The sequence below is a fragment of the Phyllobacterium bourgognense genome (genome assembly GCF_003337575.1).
Taxonomy (GTDB): domain Bacteria; phylum Pseudomonadota; class Alphaproteobacteria; order Rhizobiales; family Rhizobiaceae; genus Phyllobacterium; species Phyllobacterium bourgognense.
In genome coordinates, this window is record NZ_QPJM01000005.1 from 230615 (window position 1) to 257010 (window position 26396).

General features: G+C 55.9%; 23 protein-coding genes and 1 tRNA gene. 21 read left to right on the top strand and 3 right to left on the bottom strand.

Annotation, left to right across the window (positions count from 1 at the left end):
- Positions 1 to 114: 114 nt before the first annotated feature.
- Entirely contained in the window at positions 115 to 582 is a 468-nt protein-coding gene (locus C7476_RS11745) for a DUF992 domain-containing protein (protein WP_114430106.1), read from the bottom strand.
- 239 nt (positions 583 to 821) lie between these two features.
- Between C7476_RS11745 and C7476_RS11750 the strand changes: the two genes are divergently transcribed.
- From C7476_RS11750 to C7476_RS11820, 15 genes are all read left to right on the top strand, one after another.
- Positions 822 to 1331, top strand: coding sequence for a two pore domain potassium channel family protein (locus tag C7476_RS11750; RefSeq protein ID WP_114430107.1), 510 nt, complete (start codon positions 822 to 824; stop codon positions 1329 to 1331).
- A gap of 309 nt (positions 1332 to 1640) precedes the next feature.
- Positions 1641 to 3311 carry an arylsulfatase gene (locus C7476_RS11755; protein ID WP_114430108.1) on the top strand — a complete coding sequence of 557 codons (1671 nt, stop codon included), beginning with the start codon at positions 1641 to 1643 and terminating at the stop codon, positions 3309 to 3311.
- A gap of 96 nt (positions 3312 to 3407) precedes the next feature.
- Positions 3408 to 4415 carry an HAD family hydrolase gene (locus tag C7476_RS11760; protein WP_114430109.1) on the top strand — a complete coding sequence of 336 codons (1008 nt, stop codon included), beginning with the start codon at positions 3408 to 3410 and terminating at the stop codon, positions 4413 to 4415.
- Between the two features lie 57 nt (positions 4416 to 4472).
- Positions 4473 to 6770 carry a tetratricopeptide repeat protein gene (locus C7476_RS11765; RefSeq protein WP_114430198.1) on the top strand — a complete coding sequence of 766 codons (2298 nt, stop codon included), beginning with the start codon at positions 4473 to 4475 and terminating at the stop codon, positions 6768 to 6770.
- A 150-nt stretch (positions 6771 to 6920) separates the two neighbouring features.
- Positions 6921 to 7010: transfer RNA gene (locus C7476_RS11770), tRNA-Ser, on the top strand.
- 296 nt (positions 7011 to 7306) lie between these two features.
- Complete coding sequence (locus tag C7476_RS11775; RefSeq protein ID WP_147274645.1) at positions 7307 to 8095, top strand: hypothetical protein; 789 nt, start codon at positions 7307 to 7309, stop codon at positions 8093 to 8095.
- 254 nt (positions 8096 to 8349) lie between these two features.
- Positions 8350 to 9417, top strand: a complete 1068-nt coding sequence (locus C7476_RS11780) for an LCP family protein (RefSeq protein WP_210207790.1) — start codon at positions 8350 to 8352, stop codon at positions 9415 to 9417.
- A gap of 203 nt (positions 9418 to 9620) precedes the next feature.
- Positions 9621 to 10433: an ABC transporter permease gene (locus tag C7476_RS11785; RefSeq protein ID WP_245426281.1), complete on the top strand. Its 813-nt coding sequence runs from the start codon at positions 9621 to 9623 to the stop codon at positions 10431 to 10433.
- A 31-nt stretch (positions 10434 to 10464) separates the two neighbouring features.
- Positions 10465 to 11214 (top strand): ABC transporter ATP-binding protein, encoded by a 750-nt coding sequence (locus tag C7476_RS11790; protein WP_114430112.1) that lies wholly within the window; start codon positions 10465 to 10467, stop codon positions 11212 to 11214.
- Between the two features lie 359 nt (positions 11215 to 11573).
- Positions 11574 to 13403, top strand: a complete 1830-nt coding sequence (locus C7476_RS11795; RefSeq protein ID WP_114430113.1) for an SARP family transcriptional regulator — start codon at positions 11574 to 11576, stop codon at positions 13401 to 13403.
- Positions 13404 to 13439: 36 nt separating this feature from the next.
- Complete coding sequence (locus C7476_RS11800) at positions 13440 to 14399, top strand: phosphatase PAP2 family protein (RefSeq protein WP_425373972.1); 960 nt, start codon at positions 13440 to 13442, stop codon at positions 14397 to 14399.
- A gap of 52 nt (positions 14400 to 14451) precedes the next feature.
- Positions 14452 to 16155, top strand: coding sequence for a S8 family serine peptidase (locus C7476_RS11805; RefSeq protein WP_114430115.1), 1704 nt, complete (start codon positions 14452 to 14454; stop codon positions 16153 to 16155).
- Between the two features lie 492 nt (positions 16156 to 16647).
- Positions 16648 to 16884, top strand: coding sequence for a hypothetical protein (locus C7476_RS11810; protein ID WP_147274646.1), 237 nt, complete (start codon positions 16648 to 16650; stop codon positions 16882 to 16884).
- A gap of 47 nt (positions 16885 to 16931) precedes the next feature.
- Positions 16932 to 17687 carry a response regulator transcription factor gene (locus tag C7476_RS11815; RefSeq protein ID WP_114430117.1) on the top strand — a complete coding sequence of 252 codons (756 nt, stop codon included), beginning with the start codon at positions 16932 to 16934 and terminating at the stop codon, positions 17685 to 17687.
- 338 nt (positions 17688 to 18025) lie between these two features.
- Positions 18026 to 18331 carry a hypothetical protein gene (locus tag C7476_RS11820; RefSeq protein ID WP_114430118.1) on the top strand — a complete coding sequence of 102 codons (306 nt, stop codon included), beginning with the start codon at positions 18026 to 18028 and terminating at the stop codon, positions 18329 to 18331.
- An 8-nt stretch (positions 18332 to 18339) separates the two neighbouring features.
- Here C7476_RS11820 and C7476_RS11825 read toward each other — a convergent pair whose 3' ends face one another.
- Both C7476_RS11825 and C7476_RS11830 read right to left on the bottom strand, forming a co-directional pair.
- Entirely contained in the window at positions 18340 to 19029 is a 690-nt protein-coding gene (locus C7476_RS11825; RefSeq protein ID WP_181872419.1) for a pentapeptide repeat-containing protein, read from the bottom strand.
- Positions 19030 to 19148: 119 nt separating this feature from the next.
- Positions 19149 to 20600 (bottom strand): DHA2 family efflux MFS transporter permease subunit, encoded by a 1452-nt coding sequence (locus C7476_RS11830; RefSeq protein WP_114430120.1) that lies wholly within the window; start codon positions 20598 to 20600, stop codon positions 19149 to 19151.
- A gap of 389 nt (positions 20601 to 20989) precedes the next feature.
- Between C7476_RS11830 and C7476_RS11835 the strand changes: the two genes are divergently transcribed.
- From C7476_RS11835 to C7476_RS11860, 6 genes are read left to right on the top strand one after another with little or no spacing between them, the layout of a single operon-like run.
- Positions 20990 to 21577 (top strand): thioredoxin family protein, encoded by a 588-nt coding sequence (locus C7476_RS11835; protein ID WP_114430121.1) that lies wholly within the window; start codon positions 20990 to 20992, stop codon positions 21575 to 21577.
- A gap of 13 nt (positions 21578 to 21590) precedes the next feature.
- Entirely contained in the window at positions 21591 to 23222 is a 1632-nt protein-coding gene (locus C7476_RS11840) for an FAD-dependent oxidoreductase (protein WP_114430122.1), read from the top strand.
- A complete protein-coding gene (locus tag C7476_RS11845; RefSeq protein ID WP_112527140.1) occupies positions 23219 to 23548 on the top strand; it encodes a 4Fe-4S binding protein in 330 nt (109 codons plus the stop codon). Before C7476_RS11840 ends, C7476_RS11845 begins: the two co-directional genes overlap by 4 nt.
- Before the next feature lie 12 nt (positions 23549 to 23560).
- Positions 23561 to 24397 carry an ABC transporter ATP-binding protein gene (locus C7476_RS11850; protein WP_114430123.1) on the top strand — a complete coding sequence of 279 codons (837 nt, stop codon included), beginning with the start codon at positions 23561 to 23563 and terminating at the stop codon, positions 24395 to 24397.
- Positions 24398 to 24416: 19 nt separating this feature from the next.
- Positions 24417 to 25283 carry an ABC transporter permease gene (locus C7476_RS11855; protein ID WP_114430124.1) on the top strand — a complete coding sequence of 289 codons (867 nt, stop codon included), beginning with the start codon at positions 24417 to 24419 and terminating at the stop codon, positions 25281 to 25283.
- Positions 25284 to 25317: 34 nt separating this feature from the next.
- A complete protein-coding gene (locus C7476_RS11860) occupies positions 25318 to 26346 on the top strand; it encodes an aliphatic sulfonate ABC transporter substrate-binding protein (RefSeq protein ID WP_114430125.1) in 1029 nt (342 codons plus the stop codon).
- Positions 26347 to 26396: the final 50 nt, after the last annotated feature.

The window sequence follows — 26396 nt, forward strand, 5'->3', positions numbered from 1 at the left end:
ACGCTTTATATTGGCAGGCGGACGAGCTGTTGCCGTTCCGATATGGCGCCTGCGCTTGTCCTCCGGCTTTACCAACAAACATTCTCGCCGCCCGGCTGGACGCGCCCATGCCAATCAAGGTGCCGGATTTAAAGTGACAGTCGTAACCCCTCCGGCGAAGTTGATGCCCTCCTGGCCCTCCACCGAAACGGGCTGCAAGGAAAATGCTCTGCCCGTGCCGCCTACAAGTATGTTTGCACCCGCGCCGGGCCCGACCGAGGCGTTTGCCCCGACACCGGCATAGGTACCTGCGAGCGCTCCCGCTGGAAGTCCGCTCGTCGCTGCAACCACACCCCAGACCAGATGCCCCGACGCAACTTCTCCGATTGCAATGCCAAATTCGTCGATTGATCCGGTGTAATTGTCGGTGTTACCCCCTTTGTCTTGCTTGAATGTGCAGGAAAGTTTTTGCTTCTCCACGACAAACATACCTATCCCTTTGGACACATCGCAGGCGAGCATTCCGATCTGGGTGGATTGCGCACCTGCATCAAAAGGAATGAAAACGGCGGCACACCCAAGAATCCTATGGAAAAAAGTCATTCGCAACTCCTATTGTTCGATCCGTTGGAAACAACGTTGGGCGGTTTCGAGCGATACACTGAAACCCCATAGGTTCGCTGCAGACCGAAGAAGTGAAGTACGTAACAGTTACAGGGAGGCTGTCCGAAGAGCATTCGACGCCCGAACGTCGCACCTGACAACACCACCGGGGCTGACAACACCACCGGGGCGGATAGAACCGGGGCTGCAACTCTTCTTGGACTCATAAGGATAAAAGGATGGACGAACTTTCAACCACCACGCCTGTTCTGGAAATTGCGGTTGGCACGCTGATATTGATCATTGTCATTTTCGTCCACGGCGCGGGCATCAGAGTCATAAATCGACGCTTCAGCAGATCCTGGATTCATATGACAAGAAGCACGCCACATTGGCGCCCAAACCTGCTGCTCGCAGTCACCATCGCGTCCCTGGCAACGTTGCATTTTGCCGAGACCCTCATCTGGGCCATTCCGATTTCTGCGCGAGGTTTAATTCCCTCGATGCGGGACAGCTATTATTTCGTATTGGAAAACTACACCACGCTCGGCGAAGGCACCATACGGCTGCCCGATCAGTGGCGGTTGCTCGGACCAGTCATAGCAATATCCGGTTTGTTCACCTTCGGTTGGACAGGTAGCGTGCTTGTAAGCATCATGACAGAGTTTGGCAGGCTGGACAGGGAGCGAGCCAAGGGATTGGATGATGGCGCTTCTTCGGAAGATTCCGGTAACCGGAATAGTTCCTGACGTCCGTACAGAAGTTGAACAATTAAAACTTTAGGGGCCTGCCGAGAATATCCGCGTTTGTAACTGTTACGTACTTCACTGGCAGCTGATCCGACAATAATTTGAAGTAGCAGACATACCTTCGAGTAAAATACTTAGTCGGCGTTTAAACGGAGGACACCTCACGGCTGCGGATCTGCGTAATTTGCTCACCATCGAACACCCAATCAGCATTGCTCGGATCATTGTTTCGTACAGCCGGGAGGGACGTTTCAGCCCTCCGTGATCTCGTTAAGAATGAATACGCAATATCAAACGGAGAAGCTAAAAATGACCGGGAGAACCCTGAAGTTCAGTCTTGGTGCTTTGGTAGCCGGGACGATGTTATGCGGTGTGCTCGCGCCCGCCGAGGCGCAGGACGCGCAAAAGAAGCCCAACATCCTATTCATCGTATCCGACGACACTGGCTATGGCGACCTCGGTCCTTATGGCGGCGGTGAAGGGAGAGGCATGCCAACGCCGAGCATCGACAAACTGGCCAGCGAGGGCATGAGCTTTTTTTCGTTCTACGCGCAGCCCAGTTGCACGCCTGGCCGTGCCGCCATGCAGACAGGCCGCATTCCGAATCGTAGCGGCATGACGACAGTAGCGTTCCAGGGACAGGGCGGAGGACTGCCGGCGGCCGAATGGACGCTTGCCTCGGTGCTGAAGCGAGGTGGTTATCACACCTACTTCACCGGCAAGTGGCATCTCGGTGAAGCCGACTACGCGTTGCCCAATGCCCAGGGCTACGACGAGATGAAATACGCCGGCCTCTATCACCTCAACGCCTATACATACGCGGACCCGACCTGGTTCCCTGACATGTCTCCAGAACTGCGCGCCATGTTCCAAAAGGTGACGAAGGGCGCGCTGTCCGGCAAGGCTGGGGGGCCGGTGACAGAGGAATTCAAGATCAACGGCCAATATGTCGATACCCCGACGATCGACGGCAAGGAAGGCGTGGTCGGCATCCCGTTTTTCGACGGCTACGTCGAGAAGGCAGCGATCGAATTCCTTGATGCAGCATCACAGAAGCCGGACGAACCTTTCTTCATCAACGTTAATTTCATGAAGGTGCATCAGCCGAACATGCCGGCACCGGAGTTCGAGCACAAATCACTGTCAAAGAGCAAATATGCGGATTCGGTTGTCGAACTCGACACCCGCATCGGTCGGATCATGGACAAGCTACGTGAGACGGGCATGGACCGGAACACGCTCGTTTTCTACACGACTGACAATGGCGCGTGGCAGGATGTCTATCCGGATGCCGGCTACACGCCTCTCCGCGGCACCAAGGGCACCTTGCGCGAAGGCGGCAATCGTGTCCCGGCGATTGCGGTATGGCCCGGCAAGATCAAGCCCGATACGAAGAATCATGACATCGTCGGCGGCCTCGATCTCATGGCCACGTTCGCCTCGGTTGCTGGTGTTCCGCTTCCCGACAAGGATCGCGAAGACAAACCCATCATCTTCGACAGCTATGACATGTCGCCTATTTTGTTGGGTACAGGCAAATCCGAACGTAAATCCTGGTTCTATTTCACCGAGAACGAGCTTTCACCCGGCGCTATTCGCGTTAACAACTACAAGTTCGCGTTCAATCTTCGTGGCGATGACGGAGCCTCGACCGGCGGACTGGCAGTCGATTCGAACCTCGGCTGGAAGGGCGCGGAAAAGTATGTCGCCACGGTACCCCAGGTGTTCGACCTGTGGCAGGACCCGCAGGAACGCTATGATATCTTCATGAACAACTTCGCAGAGCGGACCTGGATGGGTGTGGTCATGGGCGAGGAACTTCAGAAAATCATGAAAACTTATGTTGAGTATCCGCCCCGCAAGATGCAGAGCGTCGGCTACACAGGACCCATCACGCTTTCGAATTATCAGAAGTTCGAGTGGGTGCGGGACTCGCTCGCGAAGGAAGGCGTCACTATTCCACTGCCAACCGGCAACTAATACTCAAATGAAGCCCCTGGTTTTGAACCGGGGGCTCTCTCACTCGCTCTGCCTGCACGTTGGGCGCGCGTAGTTGGCATTGGAGGATTTTGCATCATGCTTGCAGCATATCTTGTTAAAGTCGCCCGCGTTGCTGTGGTGAGCATCGCGACCGTATTGCTCGGCACGGTCCAGGCGTTGGCGCAAAACGATCCGCTGCCGTCGTGGAACGATACGGCCCCGAAGGCGGCCATCGTCGCTTTCGTCGAGAAGGTGACTAGGGAGGGCTCAACCGACTTCGTCGCGGAACCAGAACGCATCGCCGTTTTCGACAATGACGGCACTTTGTGGGTCGAGCATCCGATGTACACCCAACTTGCCTTCGTCCTCGATCGCGTCAAGGCCGAAGCCGCATCCCACCCGGAATGGAAGGACACCCAGCCATTCAAGGCGGTGCTCGAGAGTGATATGAAGACGCTGGCCGCCCTTGGAGAAAAGGGTCTGGTGGAACTCCTGATGACCACACACTCCGGAATGACGGCCGAAGAATTTCAAACGATAGTGACCGACTGGATTGCAACGGCGCGTGACCCGCGGTTCAAGAAACCTTACACCGAGCTTGTCTACCAGCCGATGCTCGAACTGCTTGCTTATCTGCGCGCCAACGGCTTCAAAACCTTCATCGTATCGGGTGGCGGCATCGAGTTCATGCGGCCGTGGACGGAGAAAGTCTATGGCGTTCCGCCCGAACAGGTCGTCGGCTCATCGATCAAAACACAGTTTGAGATGAAGGATGGCGCGCCAACGCTGATGCGCCTGCCGCAAGTCAACTTCATTGATGACAAAAGCGGCAAGCCGGTGGGAATCAATGAACACATTGGCCGCCGCCCGATCGCGGCGTTCGGCAATTCCGACGGCGACCTCGAGATGCTGCAGTGGACGACTTTGGGCGAAAAACCGGGATTCGGGCTGATCGTCCACCACACGGATGCCGAGCGCGAATATGCCTACGACCGGAACACGGAATTCGGCCGCCTAGATACGGCGCTCGATGCGGCGGCTGTGAACCAGTGGACCGTCGTCGATATGAAGGCCGACTGGAAGCAGATCTTTCCAGAGAAATAGGACGGACAGCCGGGTAAACGATTGGATGCGGGTGCGGGTAAAGTTGTGCTGACTGAAATGCGAAACATCCGGTTGCGCGCTCGTCATACCGCGCTTTGGACGGCACTTTCGCTTACCGTTCTGCTCGTGTTCGCCGGGCAGGCTATTACCGCCGAGAATGTCCCTGCTCCCAATACTGATCCCATGATCTCCATACATGAGGGATTCGTAGACGAGAAAACCTGCACATCATGCCATGCCAATGAGGCGGCGGCATTCGCCAAATCGAATCACGCCAAGGCGATGGCCCTCGCCAACGACAAGACGGTGCGGGCGGATTTCAACAATGTCCGCTTCGAGCACGATGGCCTTGTTTCAACGTTTTTTCAGCGAGACAAGCGCTTCTTTGTTGGCACCGAAGGACCTGACGGCAAGCAGGCGGAGTTTGAGGTCAAGTATACTTTTGCCTACGAACCGCTGCAGCAGTATCTCGCCGACACTGGCAGCGGCAAGCTGCAGGCGCTCGACATTGCCTGGGACACGGAAAAACAGCAATGGTTCTGGCTGGGCGAAGGCAAGCCGGCAAAACCGGGTTCCACCTATCACTGGACGGGCTCGTTCTATCGCTGGAACCGCACCTGCATCGACTGTCATTCAACCGATCCCCAGACCAACTTCCAGCCAGGGACGAAGGAATACCGGTCAACCTATGTCGCGACCAGCATCGGCTGCCAGTCCTGTCATGGCGGCGGCGCGAAACACGTCGAATGGGCCGAGGCTAAGGCGCGACCTGCTCTGACGACCGTGGGCCCTGATCCAGGACTTTCGAGGCCTGACGCGAGCGCTTGCTTTGGCTGTCACTCGCGGCGGACCAGGCTTCTCGGCGGCCAACGGGCCGGGCAGCCGTTTCTCGACCAGTTCTCGCCGGCGCTACTCCGGCCTGACCTCTATTTCCCCGACGGGCAGATACTCGACGAGGTGTTCGAGTACGGCTCCTTCCAGCAGAGCAAGATGGCAAAAGCAGGCGTCACCTGCCTCGACTGCCATACGCAACATGAAGCCAAACTCAAGGCGCAGGGCAACGCCTTGTGCACGCAATGCCATACGAAATTGGCGCCGGAGCGCTTTGTGAAATACAATCCTGGTGGCGACTTCGACACTCCCGCCCACACGCATCACCCGGTGGGGTCGACCGGAGCGCAGTGCACCAACTGCCATATGCCAGAGCGTACTTATATGAAAGTCGACCCTCGGCGCGACCACTCCTTCGTCATTCCACGTCCTGACCTGTCGGCCGCCTATGGTACGCCGAATGCCTGCACAACCTGTCATGAAGGCAAGACCAACGTCTGGGCGACCGACACCATGGACAGGTGGTATGGCAGGGCCTGGCGTGAGCGCAAAACAACTGCCCATGCTTTTGCAGGGGCAGCACAGAACCATCCGGAATCGATCGAGGCATTGCGCAAGATCGTCGCCGACAGCGAACAGACGGGCATCGTCCGAGGCAGCGCGGTTGCCGCCATGAGCCGCGTCGGCGGCCAAAATATCGGTGCTGACATAAGGACAGCAGCGGAAGATCCCGAGCCACTCGTCCGGCTTGGGGCAGCAGAGGGGGCCGCTAATCTGCCACCGGAACAACGGCTGGATGCAATAGGGCGGCTTCTTGCCGACGACACGCGCGCCGTGCGCGTTGCCGCTGTCACCGCTCTCGGCAGCACCCCCTCGCTCGATTTACTTGGCGATGCGAGAAAGAACTTCGACAAAGCCGTCGAAGATCTGCGTGCCTATGTCCAGGCCAATGCCGACGTTGCCGAGACACAGAACAATTTTGGCACGTTCCTGTTCGGCCAGCAACGTGCGGGCGAAGCCGAAGAAGCCCTCCGCCAGGCAATCGACCTCGATCCGGCGCTTTCAGGTGCACGCATCAACCTGGCCGAACTCTACCGTGCGACGGGCCAGAACGAAAAGTCCGAACAGGCCTATGCCGAGGCGATCGCAGCGTCACCCGATCAGGCTGATCTTCGCTATGGTCACGCTCTGTCGCTGGTTCGCCAGAAAGCCCTGCCACAAGCAATCGGGGAGCTGGACGAGGCTGTCCGGCTTGATCCTGGCAACAGCCGGTACAAGACAACGCTCGCCATCGCACTCGATTCGGCCGGGCGTACAGGGGACGCCCTCGCGTTGCTCGATCTTGCGGTTGCAGGTGGAGAAACCGATGTCAGTCTTCTTGGCACTGCCATCCAGTATGGGCTGAAGCTTCGCCGCTATCCCGAAACGTTGAGATATGCCGGTGCACTGGCTCGGCAGCGCCCGGATGACCCGCAACTAGCCGAGCTGATCAAGCAGTTGCGCGCTGCAACTGGCGCCAACTGAGATCAACAACAATGAATGCAGGCGAACGCAGCAGAACAGGTTGACGCTGCAATCCGAAAGGCTATAAAGGCCTCCGAATAAACATTCGGTAGCAAACCGCTTATTGCCGAAATGATCATGAACCGGATCATCAAGTTTTTTCAACAGGTTGGAGGGGTGGCCGAGCGGTTTAAGGCACCGGTCTTGAAAACCGGCGTAGGTGAGAGCCTACCGTGGGTTCGAATCCCACCCCCTCCGCCATTTCATCACCCATCTACCTGATTTTTAACAATAGAATATATGCCCCAATCTCTAGTACATTTGTACCTACGATGAGCAAACGCCCCATCGGAGCAAATCACAGCAGGGCGCGCTATTGCCGAGCTCAAACTGCCGGTGCCGCGTTGATTTGCCTCTACTCAATCAGCTCCGGGCATATCCACTCCCCCTATCCGCCAGACGGCTATCGCGTGGCGTCCAGCGAATAACCGCCGGGTCTCTATATTTGCCAGGTTCCGCTATTTGTGAGCTTATGTGCATTAGTCGGGGGGCTAGCTATGAAAACGATAACGCGCGGATCGTTCGTGTTTATTCTCGTATTAGGAGGATGCGGCACCCTACCAATACTCCCAGTGAAATATCCGGTAGAAGTTTCCGATGTTGTCAATCACGTTCGATGTGAGTTGCAAGAAGCGTCGCGAGCGTCAAATTTTGTGACAGACGGACCTGGCTGGAGTGTCGCTATAGGGCTCAATCTGAAGGTTCTCACGGACGCGGGCATTGGCGCTGATGCCTCAATTGAATCACCCGTCTCGTCAGGAAGTGTGATCGTTGGTGGAAAAGCTAGTCTGGCCTCAACTGCTAGTCGTGAGGCCGCGCTATCAATTGTTGAAAACCTTGATGAGCCGGACAAAATGTCCTGTGTAGTGCGGCCAACGGGAGTTCGGCTTTTAGGAGATCTAGGCGTCAAAGAGTGGATTAGTGATCTCCAAACTGCGATCTCCAGCACTAAAATGGATATGGAAGGTTTTAGCTATACCGTAGAGTTCACGATCGAAAAGAGACTGTCAGACGTCGGTCCAGATTTCTCACTTATACCCTTCCGCAGAAATACTATCGGCGGAGGCTTTGGTTTGTCGGGGGGACGGAAGGACACCCACTCGTTGGTACTCACATTCACGAAGAACGAAGTGATCAAAGTGGTAAAATTCAAAAAGGTCATAGGAAAAGATGGAGTACCGGTGAGAGTCCCCAGTGTGGTACGTGGCGCGACCAATGTTCCAGAATTATTGAACAAACTCGATAGCCTGAGACTTCAGAATGCTCTCCAGCGAAGTCTTCGGTGAGGCTTGGCGTTTCCAATCCGTTTTTGAAGTAGGAAGTTCCGCTTCGTCTCCACTCGATCTATGCATCGGCGTTGGTTCGATGTCTCTTGGCCAAAATGATGCCTGGACGAGCTGTAACCGCCTGCTTCGAGCTACGGCTGCGTCGCCCCTTGCGTTCTGGATGAGTATGAATAGAATCTTTTCTGGCAGGATATATCGGGTTCGGGCAGGCCCCGCCAGGAGCGGTTATCGTCCAACCCATCCCGGAGAAACATGTGAGCGGTGGGTTGATCGACGAGCAGCCGGCAACCGGGGACAAGCCCCCACGCCGCCCCTACCTGCGGTGGCCATTCATTGTCATCATCGTCGGGCTGGCCCTGCCTGCCGCCATTTACGCGAAGCTCACCAGCAATGTCAGGCACATCGAAGTCACCCGCGAGGATCTCGGCGACGCCCGCCCTGCCAAGGCACCAACCGCTGCGCTTAATATCCTGGTCGTCGGGTCGGACCAGCGAGACGACAAGTACGCCGGGAAACGTGCGGACATTATTATGCTCGTGCACATGTCCCCCACACGCAACGAGGCGGCCGTGATCAGCTTTCCGCGCGACTCGTTGGTGGAGCTTCCAGCCTGCCGCTCCCGGGAAAGGCGGCCGGGTCAGCAGCGGCGCATCGGCATGATAAACTCGTCATTCAGCTCCGGCGGTATCGGCTGCACCTGGAAGACCGTGGAAACGCTCACCGGCATCCATATCGACCATTTCGTCACGGTTGATTTCATCGGTTTCAAGGGCATGGTGGATGCGATTGGCGGCGTCAACCTCTGCATCCCTGAGCCTATCCGCGACGAATACGTCCAGTTAGACCTGCCCACCGGGTGGCAAACGCTGCTGGGAGAACAGGCGTTGGGATACGTCCGGACCCGCCATAGTATCGGCGACAGGTCCGACATCGGCCGGATCCAGCGCCAGCAGGATTTCGTCGCGGCCATGGCGAAGAAGACGCTGAGCAGCTGGACGCTGATCAACCCGGTGCGGTTGTTTGGCTTCCTCAACACGGCCACCAAGTCTATCACCGCCGACCCCGGCCTTACACTCGGCGTGATGTTGGACCTCGCGCTTACTACCCGCAGGCTGTCGTCCGACAAGGTTCACTTCGTCATCACGCCATGGCGTTACTCCACGACCTACCCCGGCCGGGTGGAATGGCTTCAGGGGCCGGCCAAGAAACTGTTCCGGTTGATCGCCGCCGACAAGCCCCTCACCGGGACCAAGATCAGGCCCAGCTCACCCGAGGCGCCGCCGGCAACGGCACCCTGCCCGCCAGTGAATTCCGTCCTGTAAGCCAAACTCCCGCGCCAAACACAGCGGCATGACGGCCTTCCCGCTATTATCGAGTGCTTGAGGGCTTTCAGAGACTGCCCTCTTCATGCTACCGCCACTTTTCGTTGTTGTTGGTGGAACTTGATGCCGCATAGAACCCCCGGGGCATTAAGTATATAGCCCATCGTTCAACACCACCTTGTTACGATCCAGAGAAAGACCACATGCCCATGACGATAGCGAACTCCCAAAAAATAACCGCGTGGGAAGACGTCACGGCCGCGGTGGGTAATTTCCGTCTCGCTGCGCTTCTCGGTTGGCAAGATGTGGCGCAGCGCTATCGCAGATCGAGTGTGGGAGCTTTCTGGCTCACTATCAACATGGGTGTCCTCATCGGTGCACTGGGTCTCATTTTTGGAACGATTTTCAGGTCGCCGATGTCTGAGTTCCTGCCGTTCATCTGTGTCGGCCTGATAATGTGGGGCTATTATTCCCAGTTGATCAATGAGGGCTGCCTAAGCTTCATTTCCAATACGGAAACCATGCTTCAACTGCCCTTGCCGTTTTTCACATACATTCTCAGGACATGGTGGAGAAACTCGATAATATTATTCCATAATATCGTCATTTTTCCCGTAGTTCTTTTGATATTCGGTAAGTTTATAAGCTTCAATTCCTTGCTTGTTATTCCAGCATTCTTTCTGGTTTCTCTGAATATGCTGTGGATGATGGTTATTTTGTCTGTCATATGCACTCGTTATCGCGATTTGACACAAATCATACAGAACATTATGCAAGTTGGTATGTACGTTACACCGATCATGTGGCAGCCTCATCAACTACCCGCCGACAAATCAATTTTGATACTTGATTTCAACCCGTTTTATCATCTGATCAGCGTCATTAGAGATCCCTTGCTTGGCGGGACTGGTACACTTCTCAATTGGGGTGTCGTCGTCGTCATGGCACTTGCCGGATGGACCGCTGCTCTCCTCTTCCTCAACCGCTTTCGCTCACGCGTTACCTATTGGTTATAAAAAACAGCCCAACGATTTCGCGAAGGTGATCATGACTTCAATGACTCTCGAAGATGTCACTGTAGATTTTCCTATCTACAATGCAAAAAGCCGCTCCCTCAAGAATCAGGTGATGAGCCTGGCAACCGGAGGGACGATTGGGTCCAACGCTGACGGTCATGTCGTCATCAGAGGGCTGGAATCGATCAATATCTCTCTCAACGATGGCGACAGGCTGGGGCTGATAGGTCACAACGGCTCTGGAAAGACCACGCTTTTGCGGGTGATGAGCGGTGTTTATTATCCTTCGGGCGGACGCATATCGATTCAAGGAAAATGCACATCCTTGATCAATATTTCGCTGGGAATCGATGCCGAGGCGACGGGCCGCGAAAATATTGGGATTCGCGGCGCTCTCCTCGGGTTCACCAAACGCGAGATGGCGGAAAAGCAGGCCGAAATCGAAGAATTCTCGGAACTGGGCAACTTCCTCGACATGCCCGTCAGGACATACTCGACGGGTATGCAACTTCGCCTGGCATTTTCTATCTCGACCGTCATACAACCGGAAATCCTGATCATGGATGAATGGCTGGCCGCGGGTGATGAAGGATTTCAGCACAAAGCAAACGAACGCCTGCACGAGCTCGTCAACAAAACCAAGATTTTGATTATCGCCAGCCATTCTAAAGACCTGCTTGTAAAGAACTGCACCCGGATCGTTTGGCTCGAGCACGGAAAAGTCAAAATGGATGGCGACGCCGAGACGGTTGCCAACGCCTATTTCGGCCATCATAGCTAGGACTGGCGCGCGCTTCGCCGTCGAAGGTCCGGCAGGGGTAGCCGGTTCGCGCCGGACCGGCCGTTCAGGATTGTTCCGAAAATCCGCGCCTACCTATTTTTTTGACCATAATTCACGCTGGTTTCACGCTGGAATGACACACGGGTTGTATGTCCCTGTAATCCAGCCAGCCCATCTGGCTCCAAATTGGGAGCAGAATAGTGTACAACTTCCCGGGAATAAGCGTTCCTGTTTACCCGCGAGGGCTGCCAATACACGCAGACATGTTGCCAAAGTTGCTTTTTGTGCCAAACTTGGAACGGGAGCCTAAGCGTAAACAAGATAAAGCAACTCACGAGGCTCCTCGGGGACTAACTCTGATGGACCGCAGTCAGCAGAGCGAAGCGGCTTATCGCATGTACCTTATTGGACCCTTCGCGATCACTGATCCGGAGGGGAAGGTTCTGACGCCTAAATCCCAGAAGTCTCAAGCGATCCTTGCTATGCTGGCTGTCTCCCTGAGGGGATCCCGTTCAAGAGTATGGCTCCGTGACAAACTTTGGAGCGACCGCCCGGAGGACCAAGCGTCCGCCAGTCTTCGCCAGGCGCTGCTCGATATCCGTAAATGTCTGGGTAATGCACGCGATATCCTCGTGGCTGACAAGAACACCGTCTCGCTTCGCATGGACTGCATACGGCTGGATATCGATGACATCCTTTCCGAGCGCCACACAGCGGGAGATGACGAGGTCGCAGCAGAACATTTTCTCGAAGGCGTCGACGTCAGAGACCCTGAATTCGAGGAGTGGCTGACATTGGAACGTCAGGTCTGGCAGCGTCGTTGCGATGAAGGGCAGCTTCAGCATAAATTCGAACCAAAGCTGGAGTTTGCGCGTGAACAGCGGGCACCAACTCCCCTCGTTCCTTTGACGGCCAGCAATCGGGGTAAGGATAGTGGGGCTGCCAATGGGCCGTCGGACGATGCGACTGGTGGTTCGGGTTCCAACGTCAGTTCGAGACAATGGGTGGTCGCGATCTTGCCCTCGCGCATCGCCGGACAAGGCGAAAATGGGCCGATTCTGGCATCGGAGGTTACGAGTCTCATCGCAAAATCACTCGTCGAGGGAACCGATATCCGTGTCACTGACTTTTCCTTCGGCGGCGGGCCTTGGGCGAACTCGTCGAACGGTGTTGGACCGGGCAGCGAAATTGCACTGGCAACGCCCATCGGCATACAGCTTGAACTGACGCTCACCAATCAAACTGTTCTTATCGTGGCGAGTATCCTGCGTTTGGCTGATCATAGTCTGATCTGGAAAGATAGTTGCGTTGTCGATAAGCGACTGCTCGAAAGAGGCGAAAGCAACCAGTTACATGCGCTCATCAATCACCTGATCGATGAAGTCCATGGCAGCTTTCTCTTCCGGGCTGAAGGCGGGAGACTGGAGCGCGAAACAACTTTGGTCGAGGCGGTCAACTCTATTTTTCGATTGTCCCGGGAGGATCTTGATAGAGCGGAACGCATCCTTCATAAAATTGCTGCTGATCGGCCCTCTTCCTCTGTCTATGCATGGCTTGCCTTTATCAGGACCTTTCGTGTTGGGCAGCGTTTCAGCCCTTATGACTCGACAATAATCGAAGAAGCCGAATTTTACGCCCGCAAGGCATTGGAGCTGGATGTCAACAATTCCGTTGCGCTTGCTCTCGTTGGGCACGTCCATTCATTCTTGTTTTGCGAATACGATTATGCGGCCGGACTGTTCGAAAGAGCGATAAGGATCAACCCCGCTCAACCACTCGGTTGGGATCTTTACTCGATGTTGCATTGTTACGCTGGGCAGCCTGAAAAGGCGATGGCCATGGCAAACTGGGTCCAGAACCTGGGGTTCTACAGCGTGCACAAATATTATTTCGACACGACCAAGTGCATCAGTGCGGCTCTGGCCGGCGATCACGCAGCCGCCATTGCTGCTGGTGAAGACGCGCTTAGGATGCGTCCGGATTTCAATTCTCTCTTGCGCTATATGGCGGCAAGCCATGCACATCGGGGTGAGATGGAATTGGCGGGAAGGTATGTAGAACGCCTCGAGGCTGTCGAACCGAATTTCTCGATCGAGTCCCTCAAGGACAATCGCTACCCGCTGTTAAAAACTGGGGGAGGCAAAATGCTGATCGCCGGGCTTACCAAGGCCGGTGTCAAGCTCCGGTAGTTCTTCCTCAATCAGAATTCGGTTCGAAGATGAAGGATACGCGAAATGGTCGACGTTGCTAAGCAATCACCGCTGATACAGTTCCTGAACAGTTTTCGATTTGAGGTCGATGCCGATCACGTATCGCCCTGCCCTCCTTTGCCGTCCATCACAATTGACCCGCAATCGCGCCAGCCTGCAGCAGTTGGAGCGGGTGTCGCTAGCCCGCAGACGCCGTTGGCAGGAGCCGCTTTTGGGAGCGGCGGCGTTGCCAACAAGACGGTGTTGAACAAGTCCTCGCTGAACAAGAACAAAAACAAGAACAAAACCTCATTCGGCGGAATCAGCACCGGCAATGCACAGTTGATACCGGCGTTCCAGTTGCGCAGGTTGCACCAGCAACCTTCCCGGAACGCCTTTACTGCTGCCGCTCGGTTCACATGGGAAATGCTCGACATTACGCCGCCACCGGGACCGGATTTCAGTCGCCTGGAAACCAAAGTGCTTCTGTCGATGCAGAAGCGCGACCGCGAACGAGCCAGACGACTTCCGGATATTCAACAGGAAGCCTCGCTATCGGTCGCCGAGTTTACGCGGCCTCTTTCTATCGAGAACATAGCCGGGTTCGAACAGACCGAGGGGCTTTTTCAGAATATCCTGACCGCGTGCGAGTATGTTGGGCTCATTTACAAGAATAAGTTCAATCGGTTGCGGCCCAGTCAGTTTGAACCGCGCCTGCGGCCGCTCCTGCCAGTTCCAGCGCACGAATCCTTCCAAAGCAATCATGCATTCCAATCCTTTTCTATTGTGTTTGCATTCAACACCATCCTTCCCGAGCATCCCGCGACCGAAGAATTGGCGCGAATTGCCCAAAATGTCGCAGAAAATCGTGAATGGGCCGGCCTTCATTATCCGAGCGATACGAAAGCAGGACGTGATCTGGCCCGCCGATTCGCTCCCTATCTGAGAGATGCGTTCGCCGCGACGTATAATGCGGTGCACAAGGAATGGGTGTGAAGAAGGTGCATTCAGCTTCAGTGATTTCTCTAGAGTGTAAATGAGGTTACAGATGGCGCTCCTCCAATCAGACAACACAAAGCCTGCACCCGTCGGCTATTATTATCTCTGGCATTTGGCTGCTTTGGGCGTGATTACCGCGGACTTCGGATCCTCGAGTAGTCCGATACCATCCAATAATGAGAGTGCCCTGCGCGCCACGCCTTCTCCTGTTATTTCCGGTTCAGTTTGGGACACAATTGCCAACCTGGCTGCGGTTTCACCCGCGAGAGTGGCTCTCATTGACGTCGGGATATCTCCAGATCATCCGAACCTGACAACTCGAATCGATCAAACTGCTTCCATCGACCTGGCAACGCACAAGTACGGTGCGCGTGCGTTGGACATCCTCGACGATACAGACAGTACCTACAAGGAGGAGAAAGAGGCATTCTTCGCCGAACTGGATATATCCGGACTCGGAAACCTTGGACTGTCAGTTGATGACAAGGAATATCTCGACGATATTGTGGCCGAGTATGCCGCCTCGTACGGCGTCTTGCGCCGGATACTGGATTCGAGCACGATGTTCGCAGCTCACGGCACCGCCTGTGCCGGTTTGATCGTGGCCGAGCCTGCCGCCTTGCCATCGGAGGGCGGCACAAACCCATCTCCACCAGAAGACATCTTTACGAATACCGATTCGACCGAAACCCATCCCAACAAAAATCCCAACCTGTTACCTTACTTTGGCGCTGATCCTTTTTCGCGCCTCGTTAACATTACGACGTCGTTCGAAGAAAATGCTGTACAGTTCATAGCTGCGTTCCTTTATGCATATTCGCAGAACGTTGACGTCATCGTCATGCCCCGCGGCATACCCGATCCGAAACGAAGCGCCATTGAGCCGAAGAACGAATTGAAGGCCGACCTGGAGCGCTGGGCCAATCGTGATGCTGCGGACCTATTTGCGCGTATCGCCTTGGCGGAACAGGGACCAGTGGAACTCGAGCCCAGGGCAACGCAGTTGGGTTCCAACCCGGACCGCATGTGGAATATCCTGAAACAGCTGATTATCGGTGTGAGCCGAAAGATTCCGGTGATTTGCGCTGCCGGCAATAGCGGCGAAAGCCAGCTAATCTATCCAGCGAGCCTCGCGGCTCCCGACAACGGGATTATCGCCGTCGGTGCAGTCACGGCTGAAGGCTTCCGGTCCGGCTACAGCAACTATGGCGAAGGCCTGACTCTAGTTGCACCTTCTGATGACGGCGAGGTATTCAATCGCCATCAATTGCGGATCAATCGTCTATCGCCCTTGATCGCCAAGCATCAGTATAGCCCGGATACCGGGAAAGAATATTGCTATTCCCACCTCAGTCTATTGAGCACGGATCTTCCAGGAGTTTTTGGTTATGATGAGGGAAAGGCCCCTTGGTCCACACTGCTCCCCTCCGCAAATAATCCCGGCGTTGGGGGTGGTTACTACACCAGCTTTGGCGGCACGTCTGGAGCTGCAGCCTTGGTCGGGGGCGTTGCAGCTCTCGTTCAACGGGCCCATCGTGCCGTTCACGGTGGATCAGGTAAATTAGACGGCATAGCCGTCAAGTCCATCCTCGAGGAGGCGTCCAGCCGAAGCAGCGATGTCGGCCCGGGTATTCGTCCTCTGACACCTGACTGCATGAATGGGGACCACGAAGATGTCATCGATCCCAGATACTTTTTTGGAGCGGGACTGCTCAATGCAGCCAAGGCCGTCGGTGCAGTGCTGAACAGTTAACGCGAGCTCGACAAAAACACCCAAAAAGGACCCGCTCGCGGGTCCTTTTTACGTTTTGCCCTGCATTTTTGACGGTGCCTTGACGGTCAGACAGCGCTCTGGAGACGCCTCCCCGGTAATATTCTCTCAATACTCCGGCAACCCAATCGATCCGGAGATCAAAGACTGCAGGAGGGAAAACCGATGTCAACAATTCTTACAAGAAAATACCGGTGGCCATCGTTTGCCAGATTGATCAAGCGACCGAGACTGCCGACCGGTCTTCGCCTTTCTTACACGAGGCTGAAAGCAACAGTGGAGCAGGAGATCCGTATTATTCATCTTTCGATCTTAGCTCCGGTGCACAAGCCTGCTTTTCAACCGTGTCCGATTGTCAATGACCCGAAGGGACAATCCCGTTCGCAGCGGACCTGCCGCGGCAGTTCCCGCTATTTTCGATGAGATCGTAACGGCGGCAAGGTATCGCCGGACAATTCATGGAGCTCGACGAACATGGTTTTAATGAGTGAGCTATCGACAGACGAATGGGAAGCACTGAAACGCCTGTCGCAAGGCGAAACCGCCCGGCGAATAAACGAAAAGACGGTAAAACGCCTTGCAGCCATCGGCGCCCTGCAAAGTAAGAGGGGTGAAATGGAACTCTCTTACGCTGCAATACAGCTCTTGATCGAACGCATGGCGCGCATCAGCCGCGCGCGAACCAGCAACAGTCAAACGTGGTGCAATTGAGATTCAATGTTGCGAACCTGTGTCAATGAGAAACTGGGGATAAGAAAATGTCAGGAATTATGTATGAACGAATACCGGAAGCTGATCATGCCGTTTACAATCGGCATGCGGCGGCCCGCCGTGCAGCGTTCCACATTGCATCGACAGAACTCCGTCCACAACGGACCCTTGCCATCATTGACGGACGTACCGTTGCTCGAGAGCACCTTTCGCGAGGACTTCTATCCAATGGGCTCGGACTGCGCATGGCCGCATATAGCTCGGTCGAAGATATAGAGATATATGAAGCCGAGGCTTTTTCGGTCATCCTTCTATGCGTCGGCGACTCCCGATTCATGGATAATTCCATCGTGCTCGAAATCGGCGCGCTTGTTCGCAGATTTCCGAAGGTCCCGGTCATTGTGCAGGCAGAACTCTGCGGACTGCAGCAAATCTTGGGCGTTCTCCAGCAAGGTGCACGTGGCTACCTTCCGGGCAACGCCGGAATATCCGTGTGCATTGAAGCAATATCGATGGCGTTGGCAGGAGGTGTTTTCGTCGCGGCTGAAAACCTGAACGATATTCAACGCATCTTCGGGGCCAGACGTCATCAGTCCAAGCGTCTGGAAATGTTCACGCGACGGGAACATCAGGTCATTGACGTCCTGCGGCAGGGAAAAGCAAACAAGACGATTGCTTATGCCCTTGGGCTTGCTCCAAACACGGTGAAAGTTCACATGCGCAATATCCTAAGAAAGGTTCGGGCGACGAACCGGGCAGAAGCGATCTACAAAATCAACGCCCTGTTTGAGGAAATTTCTTAAAGCGTCGTTTAGCAAATAGAACGCTGTTAGGGGCGACGGGGGCCGCTCCTACAACTGACCCTCCCTCTTGTGGAGGGTCCTTTTTTGAATCTCGCACGGATGGGCAAATTTCATAATATTTTGGAACCATCGGGAGCGGTACGCGTTGTATCTCTGCCAGGATGGCATTGGACAAGTTCCAAAAAGTATCCTGACACGAGGCTCAGTATAGTCCACCAAAATGGGCTACCTGGGCCTCACCTGTCATCACGGGCAATGTGGTTAGGATTAATTCCTCTAAAATTGGATCGAACAGCGCTTCCAGACGTTGAGCGAATTCAACCAGAAGGACGTCAGCTATGAACGCAGCCAATCTGCAGATCGAAGGTCTCTGTCTCGCCATTGCATCGATAAACCGGTTGCTCGTGGCCAAGGGGCTTGTTTCGCAAGACGAGTTGGACGTCGCGTTTCAGAAAGCCGAGGCGACTGCCCATGGAGATAATCGTTTTGCCGAAGACCTGTCCCCGTCCAACCGGGACGCTGTATGTTTTCCCATCAGGGTCCTCCAGGTCGCCAACGATACCGGAGCGGAAAAACCTTGGTCCTTCTCGGAATTGGCCAAACTCGTTGGGGAAACCAAAGAACCTTACAATGATCAGCTCTAGGTAAGTTCTTAATCGGCCGTACAGGGCCAACTGCCGGGCGTAGATAAACCGGCCGGTAGTCTCGTTGACGTGTCACCACACGCAAGATCGATTTGAGACTGCTGCAGGCCTTGCGCCGCGGACAAGTCCACCCCCTCTATTCTGGTGCGGAACATGAATGCACCTTCGAACACTGGCTTGCCCCCCATCGTGGCCCCTGTCAGGTCCGCGCGCGAAAGGTTGGCAAGGAAAAACCGTGCGTCTGTCAATACTGCCTTTTGGAAATTTGCGCGCCCAAGCTCTGCCTTCTCAAAGTTTGCTTTCTTCAAGCTTGCTCCGCTGAAATCGCCGCGCTGAAATTCCGCACTGGCGAAAGATGCGCCATCGGCAGAAACATTGGTGAAATTTGATCGATAGGCTTCAACCCTGGAAAAATTGGCATTCTCGGCTTTGGCACCCGCCAAGGACGCCCGCATCAAACTGGCCTTTTCGAAATTTGCTGAGTTGACGTTGGAATTGCCCAGATCCGTTGCATTGAAATCGGTTCCGGTCAGATTAGCTCCTTCCAGATTGCTCCCCGGAATGATGATGCTTTTCTTGTTGCACTCACTCCAGTCAAGGCCTGGCGAGGCCATGCTGCCGCAATCCGCTGCCGCGGCCGCCCCACACCCATATGTAGACGCGGCGGTTGAAACAACCAACACGAAAGCCAGGGACATAATTGTTCGCATTGCTGAAAAGACTCCTCGTTAATCGGGAGAATGGCGCCTTGCCGACTGAAATTCAATTCGGATAATTGCGCGGCGCAGATATTGTGTGATGCGGCTCGACTGAACCCCTAGGCCTGATGCCCGCTTATGTCAGAGCCCGCGTTGGGCGAGAAGCGCCTGTTCCAGATCGTCGCGGTGAGCGAGATTGCAGTCACGACGAGAAACGCCACGGAAAAGTCGCCAAGCTTGGGGTCGGTGTGATCTTGCACAAGCATCGATGTGTTCAGGGCCAATGCGCCGACGCAGATGCCGAGCGAAAGCATCAATTGCTGGAAGGTCGTATAGAAGCTCGTTGCCGAACTCATTCGTTCCCGATCGATCTGGTCATAGGCGACGATATTGTAGGCCGTGAACTGGAACGACATGAAGAACCCGCAAAAGAACAGGATCGTGAAGATGAGCCAGATTGGCCAATCCGGACGAAAGAACGCACAGAGCGCGTAGCCGAGCGTCGAAATCCAGCCAATGACAGTCAGACTGTTGCGGAAACCGTATCGTCTCAGGATTTTGCCGGCTGTCGCCTTCATCAGCATCGATCCCAGCGCCGTTGCAACCACGATGCCACCAGCCGAAGCGGCCGAAAGCCCGAACTGCAGTTGCAGCATGAGTGGCAATAGAAATGGTTGTGCGCCCTGCGTGATACGGGTCAGCGAACCAGCCATGACCGACTCCTTGAAACTTGGAACCCGCATCAGGGAAAAATCGAGGATCGGTGACGGGTGGTTGCGCGCATGGCGCAGGTAGGCGGCACCGAAGACGAGACCGATGGCGATCAGAAGAATGGACGTCCCCGCCTCGCCGCTTCGACTGGACATTTCGAATCCGAACAGCAGCGAACCGAGCGAGACACCGGAAAGAAACAGTCCGAAGGTGTCGAACTTGCCCTTCGATTCACCCTTGAACTCCTCGATGTATATCGAAACCAGGATGAACCCGAGAATGCCGATGGGAACGTTGATGTAGAAAATCCAGCGCCAATCGAGATAAGTGACGATCAAGCCGCCAACTGGCGGTCCGAGGATCGGGCCTATAAGCGCGGGCACAAGCAGCCATGACATGGCCGCAACGAAGTCCTTGCGCTGGACGCTGCGCATGAGGACGAGACGCCCGACCGGCATCATCATGGCGCCGCCAAGCCCCTGGATGAGCCGGGCAAATACCAGAAATGTCAGGTTCGGCGCTTGGGCACAGAGAATCGATCCAAGCGTGAATACGGCGATCGCCGTGCGAAAAACCGTGCGGGATCCAAACCGGTCTGCCACCCGGCCGCTGGCAGGAATAAAGATCGCCAGGCTCAGGAGATACGACGTCAGCGCGATACTCATCGATGGCGGGCTGACGCCGAAATCCCGCGCCATTGTCGGCAGCGCGGTCGCAAGGACTGTTGCGTCGAGCTGCTCCATGAACATGGCGCTGGCGATGATCAGGGCGATCAGTCGAAAATTTGGAGCCGGTTTTAGAGTCGTCCCAATGGGAGCGCTCGGCTGGCCGGTAGCGACCTGACAAGTCTGGTCTGACATCGCTGGAATAGCTCTCGATGGCACGGTTGGATCGAGATGGACGCAACCGTAGATAGTAAGCACTTAGTGGCTTGGATGAGGGGGATATAATCCTCGACGCTGGCCATGGCCATATGTCTTTTCGCTTTTCTGCATGGCGCGACAAAAAAGCCTCAGGTTGAATCAAGCTCGTTGTCACAACCCCCGAGCCCAGTTCGCGGGAAATTTCGCTTACGGATATTTTCTGGTCTCTCATTTTCATCGGGTCCGGTGCCGGCAGGACAATAATTTTCAAAAATCCGCCATCTCCAAAATAATATGCCTCTTAATACACGACCAATTCAGTAGAGTATTGGTGCCAGGCAGCCATATGAGCTCTGCCGACAAGTCTTGATCAATGGGAGCGCACAATGCCTAAGACAGAATCAAACGCCATTACGCTCGGCACAAAAGCCGCTGACTTCATTTTGCCGGATGCGGACGGCAAGCTCTACGAGCTTTCGAGCTTCTCCGAAAAACCCGCTTTGCTCGTCGCTTTCATCTCCAACCGCTGTACGTTCGTTGTGTTGCTGCGCGAAGCGCTGGCAGAGTTTGCGCTCGAATATGCGCCGAAAGGATTGCAGATCGTCGCCATCAACAGCAATGACGCGAAGGCGCATCCGGAAGAAACGCTCGCGCGCATCGGTGAGGAAGCCGCCAACTTCGGCTATTCATTCCCGTATTTGAAGGACGAGTCACAGACCGTCGCCAAGGCCTATCGCGCCGTCTGTACGCCCGATCTGTTCCTTTTCGATGCGGAGCGCCGCCTGGCCTATCACGGCCAGTTCGATGATGCGCGTCCCGGCAATGGCAAGCCTGTCACAGGCGCGGATATCAGAGCTGCGGTCGATGCTGTCCTCCTTGGCCAGAAGCCATCTGATAAGCAGGTCGCATCCATCGGCTGCAACATCAAATGGCTGGAAGGCAATGAGCCGGCCCCCCTCTCCCACGCTGCCTGAGAATTCCGAACGCATGTCATCTGATCGGGTAAAATCCACCAGCAATGATCCACTGCATTTGCAAGCGGATGTGCTGGTCCTTGGCGGCGGCCCTTCCGGCGCGTGGGCGGCGCTGGCTGCTGCCGAAGATGGAGCTCGTGTTGTCCTTGCTGACAAGGGCTATCTTGGTACGAGCGGCGCCACGGCTCCGTCCAACACCGGAACCTGGTGCGTACCGCCGGGTGAAAATCGTGCTCAGGCTGTCGAGCGGCGCTGGCAGCGTACCGGCGGGCTTGCCGATCAGCGCTGGATGCTGCGCTGCGTCGATCAGGCTTACGAAAATCTGGTGAAGCTCTCCGAATGGGGCTACCTGTTTCCGCAAGAAGATGACGGCCGGCTCTATATCGCCAACCTTCGCGGTCCGGACTACATGCGTTTCATGCGACGGCGGGTGCTGAAGGCGGGCGTTACCGTGCTTGACCATCACCCTGCCCTTGAACTTCTGTCGAATGGCGATGCGATCACAGGGGCTTCCGGCGTTGACCGGCAGCGCAACCGCGACTGGAGCATAGAGGCAAAAGCCGTTGTCCTCGCAACCGGCGGATGTGCTTTCCACGAGCGTATCCTCGGAGCAACCGGCCTCACCGGGGATGGCTACCTGATGGCTGCGGAAGCCGGGGCGCATCTTTCCGGCATGGAGTTCACCGGGAAATACACGCTTGCCCCTTATGAAACGTCGCTCAACAAGGGACTGCCCTACAGATGGGCCACATTCTACCGCGAGGACGGCTCACCTCTCCTTGACGCAAATGGCGAGCAAGTTTCCAACGGCATTGGCGAGCGCGAGAGGGATATTGCGAAGGCACTGATAGACGGTCCGGTTTTTGCCCGTCTCGACCATGCCGAGCCCGCCTTGCAGGATTGGCTACGCCGCGGCCAGCCTAATTGCTTCGTGCCACATGACCGCGCTGGCATCGATCCGTTCAAGGACTTGTTCCGCATCACATTGCGGGCTGAAGGCACGGTACGAGGCACAGGCGGCATCATGCTCGCGACCGCCGATTGCGGCACCGGTGTTCCCGGGCTCTACGTCGCAGGGGACGCAGCCAGCCGCGAGAACATGACAGGTGCGGTGTCGGGCGGCGGCGCGGTCAATTCATCCTGGGCTATCGCCAGCGGCTGGTGGTCAGGCAAAGGGGCTTCGACCCACGCGCGCAAATCGGCACGGAACGCCTTCCGTTCCATCTCGAAACCGCTTGGCGAAGCGGGACTGCGACCGGCTGGAAACGCTCGCGCGAACCTGCGCACCGCTGAAATCATCGAAGCTGTTCGCGCCGAAGTCATACCGCTCGAAAAGAACTATTTTCGCGACGGTACGACCTTGCACACCAGTAGCGAGCGGCTGGAGAGCCTGTGGAATGATGTGCGTCAACACCTTCACGCAGAAGGTGTGGACCGCGTGCGCAGTCGCGAGACCGCATCGATCACAGCCTCGGCGCGCTGGTCGCTTGCCTCCGCGCTCGCGCGCAATGAAAGCCGCGGCATGCACCGGCGTGGCGACCGTCCCGGTAATGATCCAGCATTCGCCCGGCGCATCCTCGTGAGCGGGGTCGATGCTATCACCATTGGCGAAGCGCAAATCAGTCGCGAGGGCATCGCGTCATGATTGAGATTGTCTCCGCAAGCCGTTGTATTGAATGCGATATATGCGTCAAGGTTTGCCCAGCGAATGTGTTCGACGCGGTGCCGGATTCAGCACCCATTATAGCGCGCCAAGACGATTGCCAGACTTGCTACCTCTGCGAAATCTATTGTCCCGTCGATGCGCTCTACGTCGCGCATCGCGCGGAAGGCCACTTTCCGATCACAGAAGCCGAGGTCGAGGAACGCAATCTGTTTGGCAGTTATGCGCGCGCGCTCGGCTGGAAACGCGGCAAGGCTGGTGGAACCGAACATGATCCGACGCATCGCATTCGCGTCGCGGCAGTTTGAAGGAGAATGCAAATGGACCGAATTGTCGTCTCCGGCATCAGAAAAACCTTCCAGCTCAAGCCGGGTCAATATGTGACTGTCGACGGCGAGGAGACTGATCGCGTCACTGTCCTCGATGGCGTCGATCTGAACATCCGCAAGGGCGAGTTCATCACGCTTGTTGGTCCGAGCGGCAGCGGCAAATCCGTACTGCTCGATATCATCGGCGGGTTGACACAGGCGAGCAAGGGCATCGTGCAACTGGATGGCACCACCATCACCAGGCCCGATCCCAAGACGGGTTATGTGTTCCAGCAATATGCGCTGTTTCCTTGGCGCACCGCCCTGTCGAACATCGAATATGCCCTGGAGGTGCGTGGTGTGCCAAAACGCGAACGGACTGATCGCGCGCGATATTTCCTCGCTCTGTTCGGATTGTCCGGCTTCGAAGACCGCTATCCCAATCAGCTTTCCGGTGGAATGCAGCAGCGCGTGGCCATCGCACGCGCCTTGGCAAGCAATCCTGAAGTGCTGTTGATGGATGAACCGTTCGCAGCGCTCGATGCGCAGACGCGCGAAATCCTGCAAAGCGAACTTCTCAAGATCTGGGAGAAGATCAACACGACCGTCATCTTCGTCACGCACTCCATCGATGAGGCGATTTATCTAGCCGACCGCATCGTTGTGATGACCGCTCGTCCCGGCACGGTGAAGGAGATTATCGATATCGATCTGCCGCGCCCGCGCGATGGCGACATTCGATCCAGCACGGAATTCAACGCGCATCGCGCCCGCGTTTGGAAAGCACTGCGCGACGAAGTCAACAAGGCGCAAAAGGATTGGGCGTTGTCGCCTGCCTACGCCAACTAAAGATCCAGGGAACGGAAACATGGCCTACATCAGCGAAAAACCAGGCATCGGCGTCAGGTTGCCATCCATTGCAGCGGGCAGTGCTACCCGGCCCGCCCGCAAGCACAAGACGGCGCGCGGTGATGGCACATTCAGCTATGGCCTGCCCTTGCTCATGCTGTTTTTCCTGCTGTGGGAAATCGCACCGCGTCTCGGCTGGCTTAATCCGATCTTCTTCCCCCCGCTCAGTGATGTCTGCCGCTCATGGTTCGGCTTGGCAGAAAGCGGCGTCCTCGCCAAGCATATCGGCATCAGCCTGCAGCGGGCAGCGATCGGCTTTGGATTGGCGACGATCGTCGCTGTTCCGCTCGGGTTCCTGATGGGGCGTTATTCGCTCTTCGAAAAGATTTCCGATCTGCTGGTTCAGACCCTCCGCAACACATCGCAGTTTGCCCTGTTACCGGTCTTCATTCTGCTCCTCGGTATAGGCGAAGCGTCCAAGATTGCGATCACCTTCTATTCGTCGGTGTTCTTCCTGCTGGTGAACACGATCAGCGGCGTCAAGGCAGTCGATCCGCTGCTGTTGAAAGCGGCCCGCTCGATGGGAACATCAGATGTCGATCTGTTCCGCAAAGTCATCCTTCCGGCGAGCATTCCCTCGATCGTTGCCGGTGCGCGTCTCGCGGTGAAATCATCCATCTTCGCGGTTATCGGTGCCGAGATGCTCGCTGCCAAATCTGGCCTCGGTTACCTCATCCAGCAATCGCAGCTGATGATGGAAACCGGCGATATGTATGCCGGCATTCTGACCATGACACTCATCGGGCTGATCGTGAATTACCTGCTGGTCTGGTTTGAGCGTTGGGCGACCTCGTGGAAGGGCCAATCCGACACCTCACCTCACTGAAACCTCTGCTAAACGCCAATGAAGGAACCATATTATGACAATTTCAAACAACGGCGTTTTGCGCCGGACTCTGATAAAGACCATCGCCGCCGCGCTGCTTGGTTTGACAAGCTTCGCCCTGCCCGCCATCGCACAGGAAAAGCCGGATGTCATTCGCATCGGCAGTACCGCACCTGGCCATCTGAAATTCATTCTCGCCCAGCATGATGGCTGGCTGGAAAAGGAATTCGCCAAGGACGGCATCAAGGTTGAGCTCGTGAGCTTTACTGGCGGCGGCTCTGAGGCAACCACCGCCCTCGCCACTGGCGCTATCGAGGTCACCTACACTGGCAACAACCCTGCCCTGCGCGTCGCTGCATCGGGTGCTGATGTCAAGCTGATCGGCATTTCCAGTTTCGTTAAAACAGGCGGCTCGGCCATCATCGTTCCAACGAACTCGCCGCTGAAGACCGTCGCCGACTTGAAGGGCAAGAAGGTTGCATATCTTGCCGGCACAGTGCGTCACTCGAACTTCAGCAAGGCGCTGAAAGCCGCCGGCTTGAAGACCGACGATGTGGAATCACTCAATCTGCCGTTCGAGGCGTCAGGCCCTGCGCTGCTGCGCGGTGATATCGACGCAATCGTGGAGACGGACAGCACGGCGGCAAAACTCGTCGACACCGGCCAGGCTCGCATTCTTCTCGATGGATCGGAGCACCCCGAATGGGCCGTGCCGAACGTCATTTCGGTCAATGGCGCCTTTGCGGAAAAATATCCCGATCTGGTCAAACGCCTGCTGAAGGTAGATATCCAGATTTCGCGCTGGGCCGACGCGCACCCGGAAGACACGATCAAGATTTTTGTCGACGAAACAAAGTCCTCGGAAAAATCCGTACGCAAGACCTATAAGGATGGTGTGTTCTATCAGGACCCGAAGATTACCGACGAAGCGCTCAATTCGCTCAAGGAAGAAGAGAAGTTCATGGCAGAGGCAAAGCTTCTGAAAGGAACGATCGATTACAGCAAATGGGTCGATACCAGCTATCTCGACGCTGCCTACAAGCAACTCGACGCCAATCAATAATCCGCGAGTGACGTTGACAAATCCGGTTGCCGGGCCTGAATTGCGGGCCC

Bases quoted from the DNA above. Each gene is read 5' to 3' on its own strand.
- C7476_RS11745 (WP_114430106.1), bottom strand. From the start codon at position 582: ATGACTTTTTTCCATAGGATTCTTGGGTGTGCCGCCGTTTTCATTCCT.
- C7476_RS11750 (WP_114430107.1), top strand. From the start codon at position 822: ATGGACGAACTTTCAACCACCACGCCTGTTCTGGAAATTGCGGTTGGC.
- C7476_RS11755 (WP_114430108.1), top strand. From the start codon at position 1,641: ATGACCGGGAGAACCCTGAAGTTCAGTCTTGGTGCTTTGGTAGCCGGG.
- C7476_RS11760 (WP_114430109.1), top strand. From the start codon at position 3,408: ATGCTTGCAGCATATCTTGTTAAAGTCGCCCGCGTTGCTGTGGTGAGC.
- C7476_RS11765 (WP_114430198.1), top strand. From the start codon at position 4,473: ATGCGAAACATCCGGTTGCGCGCTCGTCATACCGCGCTTTGGACGGCA.
- C7476_RS11775 (WP_147274645.1), top strand. From the start codon at position 7,307: ATGAAAACGATAACGCGCGGATCGTTCGTGTTTATTCTCGTATTAGGA.
- C7476_RS11785 (WP_245426281.1), top strand. From the start codon at position 9,621: ATGCCCATGACGATAGCGAACTCCCAAAAAATAACCGCGTGGGAAGAC.
- C7476_RS11790 (WP_114430112.1), top strand. From the start codon at position 10,465: ATGACTTCAATGACTCTCGAAGATGTCACTGTAGATTTTCCTATCTAC.
- C7476_RS11795 (WP_114430113.1), top strand. From the start codon at position 11,574: ATGGACCGCAGTCAGCAGAGCGAAGCGGCTTATCGCATGTACCTTATT.
- C7476_RS11805 (WP_114430115.1), top strand. From the start codon at position 14,452: ATGGCGCTCCTCCAATCAGACAACACAAAGCCTGCACCCGTCGGCTAT.
- C7476_RS11810 (WP_147274646.1), top strand. From the start codon at position 16,648: ATGGTTTTAATGAGTGAGCTATCGACAGACGAATGGGAAGCACTGAAA.
- C7476_RS11815 (WP_114430117.1), top strand. From the start codon at position 16,932: ATGTCAGGAATTATGTATGAACGAATACCGGAAGCTGATCATGCCGTT.
- C7476_RS11820 (WP_114430118.1), top strand. From the start codon at position 18,026: ATGAACGCAGCCAATCTGCAGATCGAAGGTCTCTGTCTCGCCATTGCA.
- C7476_RS11825 (WP_181872419.1), bottom strand. From the start codon at position 19,029: ATGTCCCTGGCTTTCGTGTTGGTTGTTTCAACCGCCGCGTCTACATAT.
- C7476_RS11830 (WP_114430120.1), bottom strand. From the start codon at position 20,600: ATGTCAGACCAGACTTGTCAGGTCGCTACCGGCCAGCCGAGCGCTCCC.
- C7476_RS11835 (WP_114430121.1), top strand. From the start codon at position 20,990: ATGCCTAAGACAGAATCAAACGCCATTACGCTCGGCACAAAAGCCGCT.
- C7476_RS11840 (WP_114430122.1), top strand. From the start codon at position 21,591: ATGTCATCTGATCGGGTAAAATCCACCAGCAATGATCCACTGCATTTG.
- C7476_RS11845 (WP_112527140.1), top strand. From the start codon at position 23,219: ATGATTGAGATTGTCTCCGCAAGCCGTTGTATTGAATGCGATATATGC.
- C7476_RS11850 (WP_114430123.1), top strand. From the start codon at position 23,561: ATGGACCGAATTGTCGTCTCCGGCATCAGAAAAACCTTCCAGCTCAAG.
- C7476_RS11855 (WP_114430124.1), top strand. From the start codon at position 24,417: ATGGCCTACATCAGCGAAAAACCAGGCATCGGCGTCAGGTTGCCATCC.
- C7476_RS11860 (WP_114430125.1), top strand. From the start codon at position 25,318: ATGACAATTTCAAACAACGGCGTTTTGCGCCGGACTCTGATAAAGACC.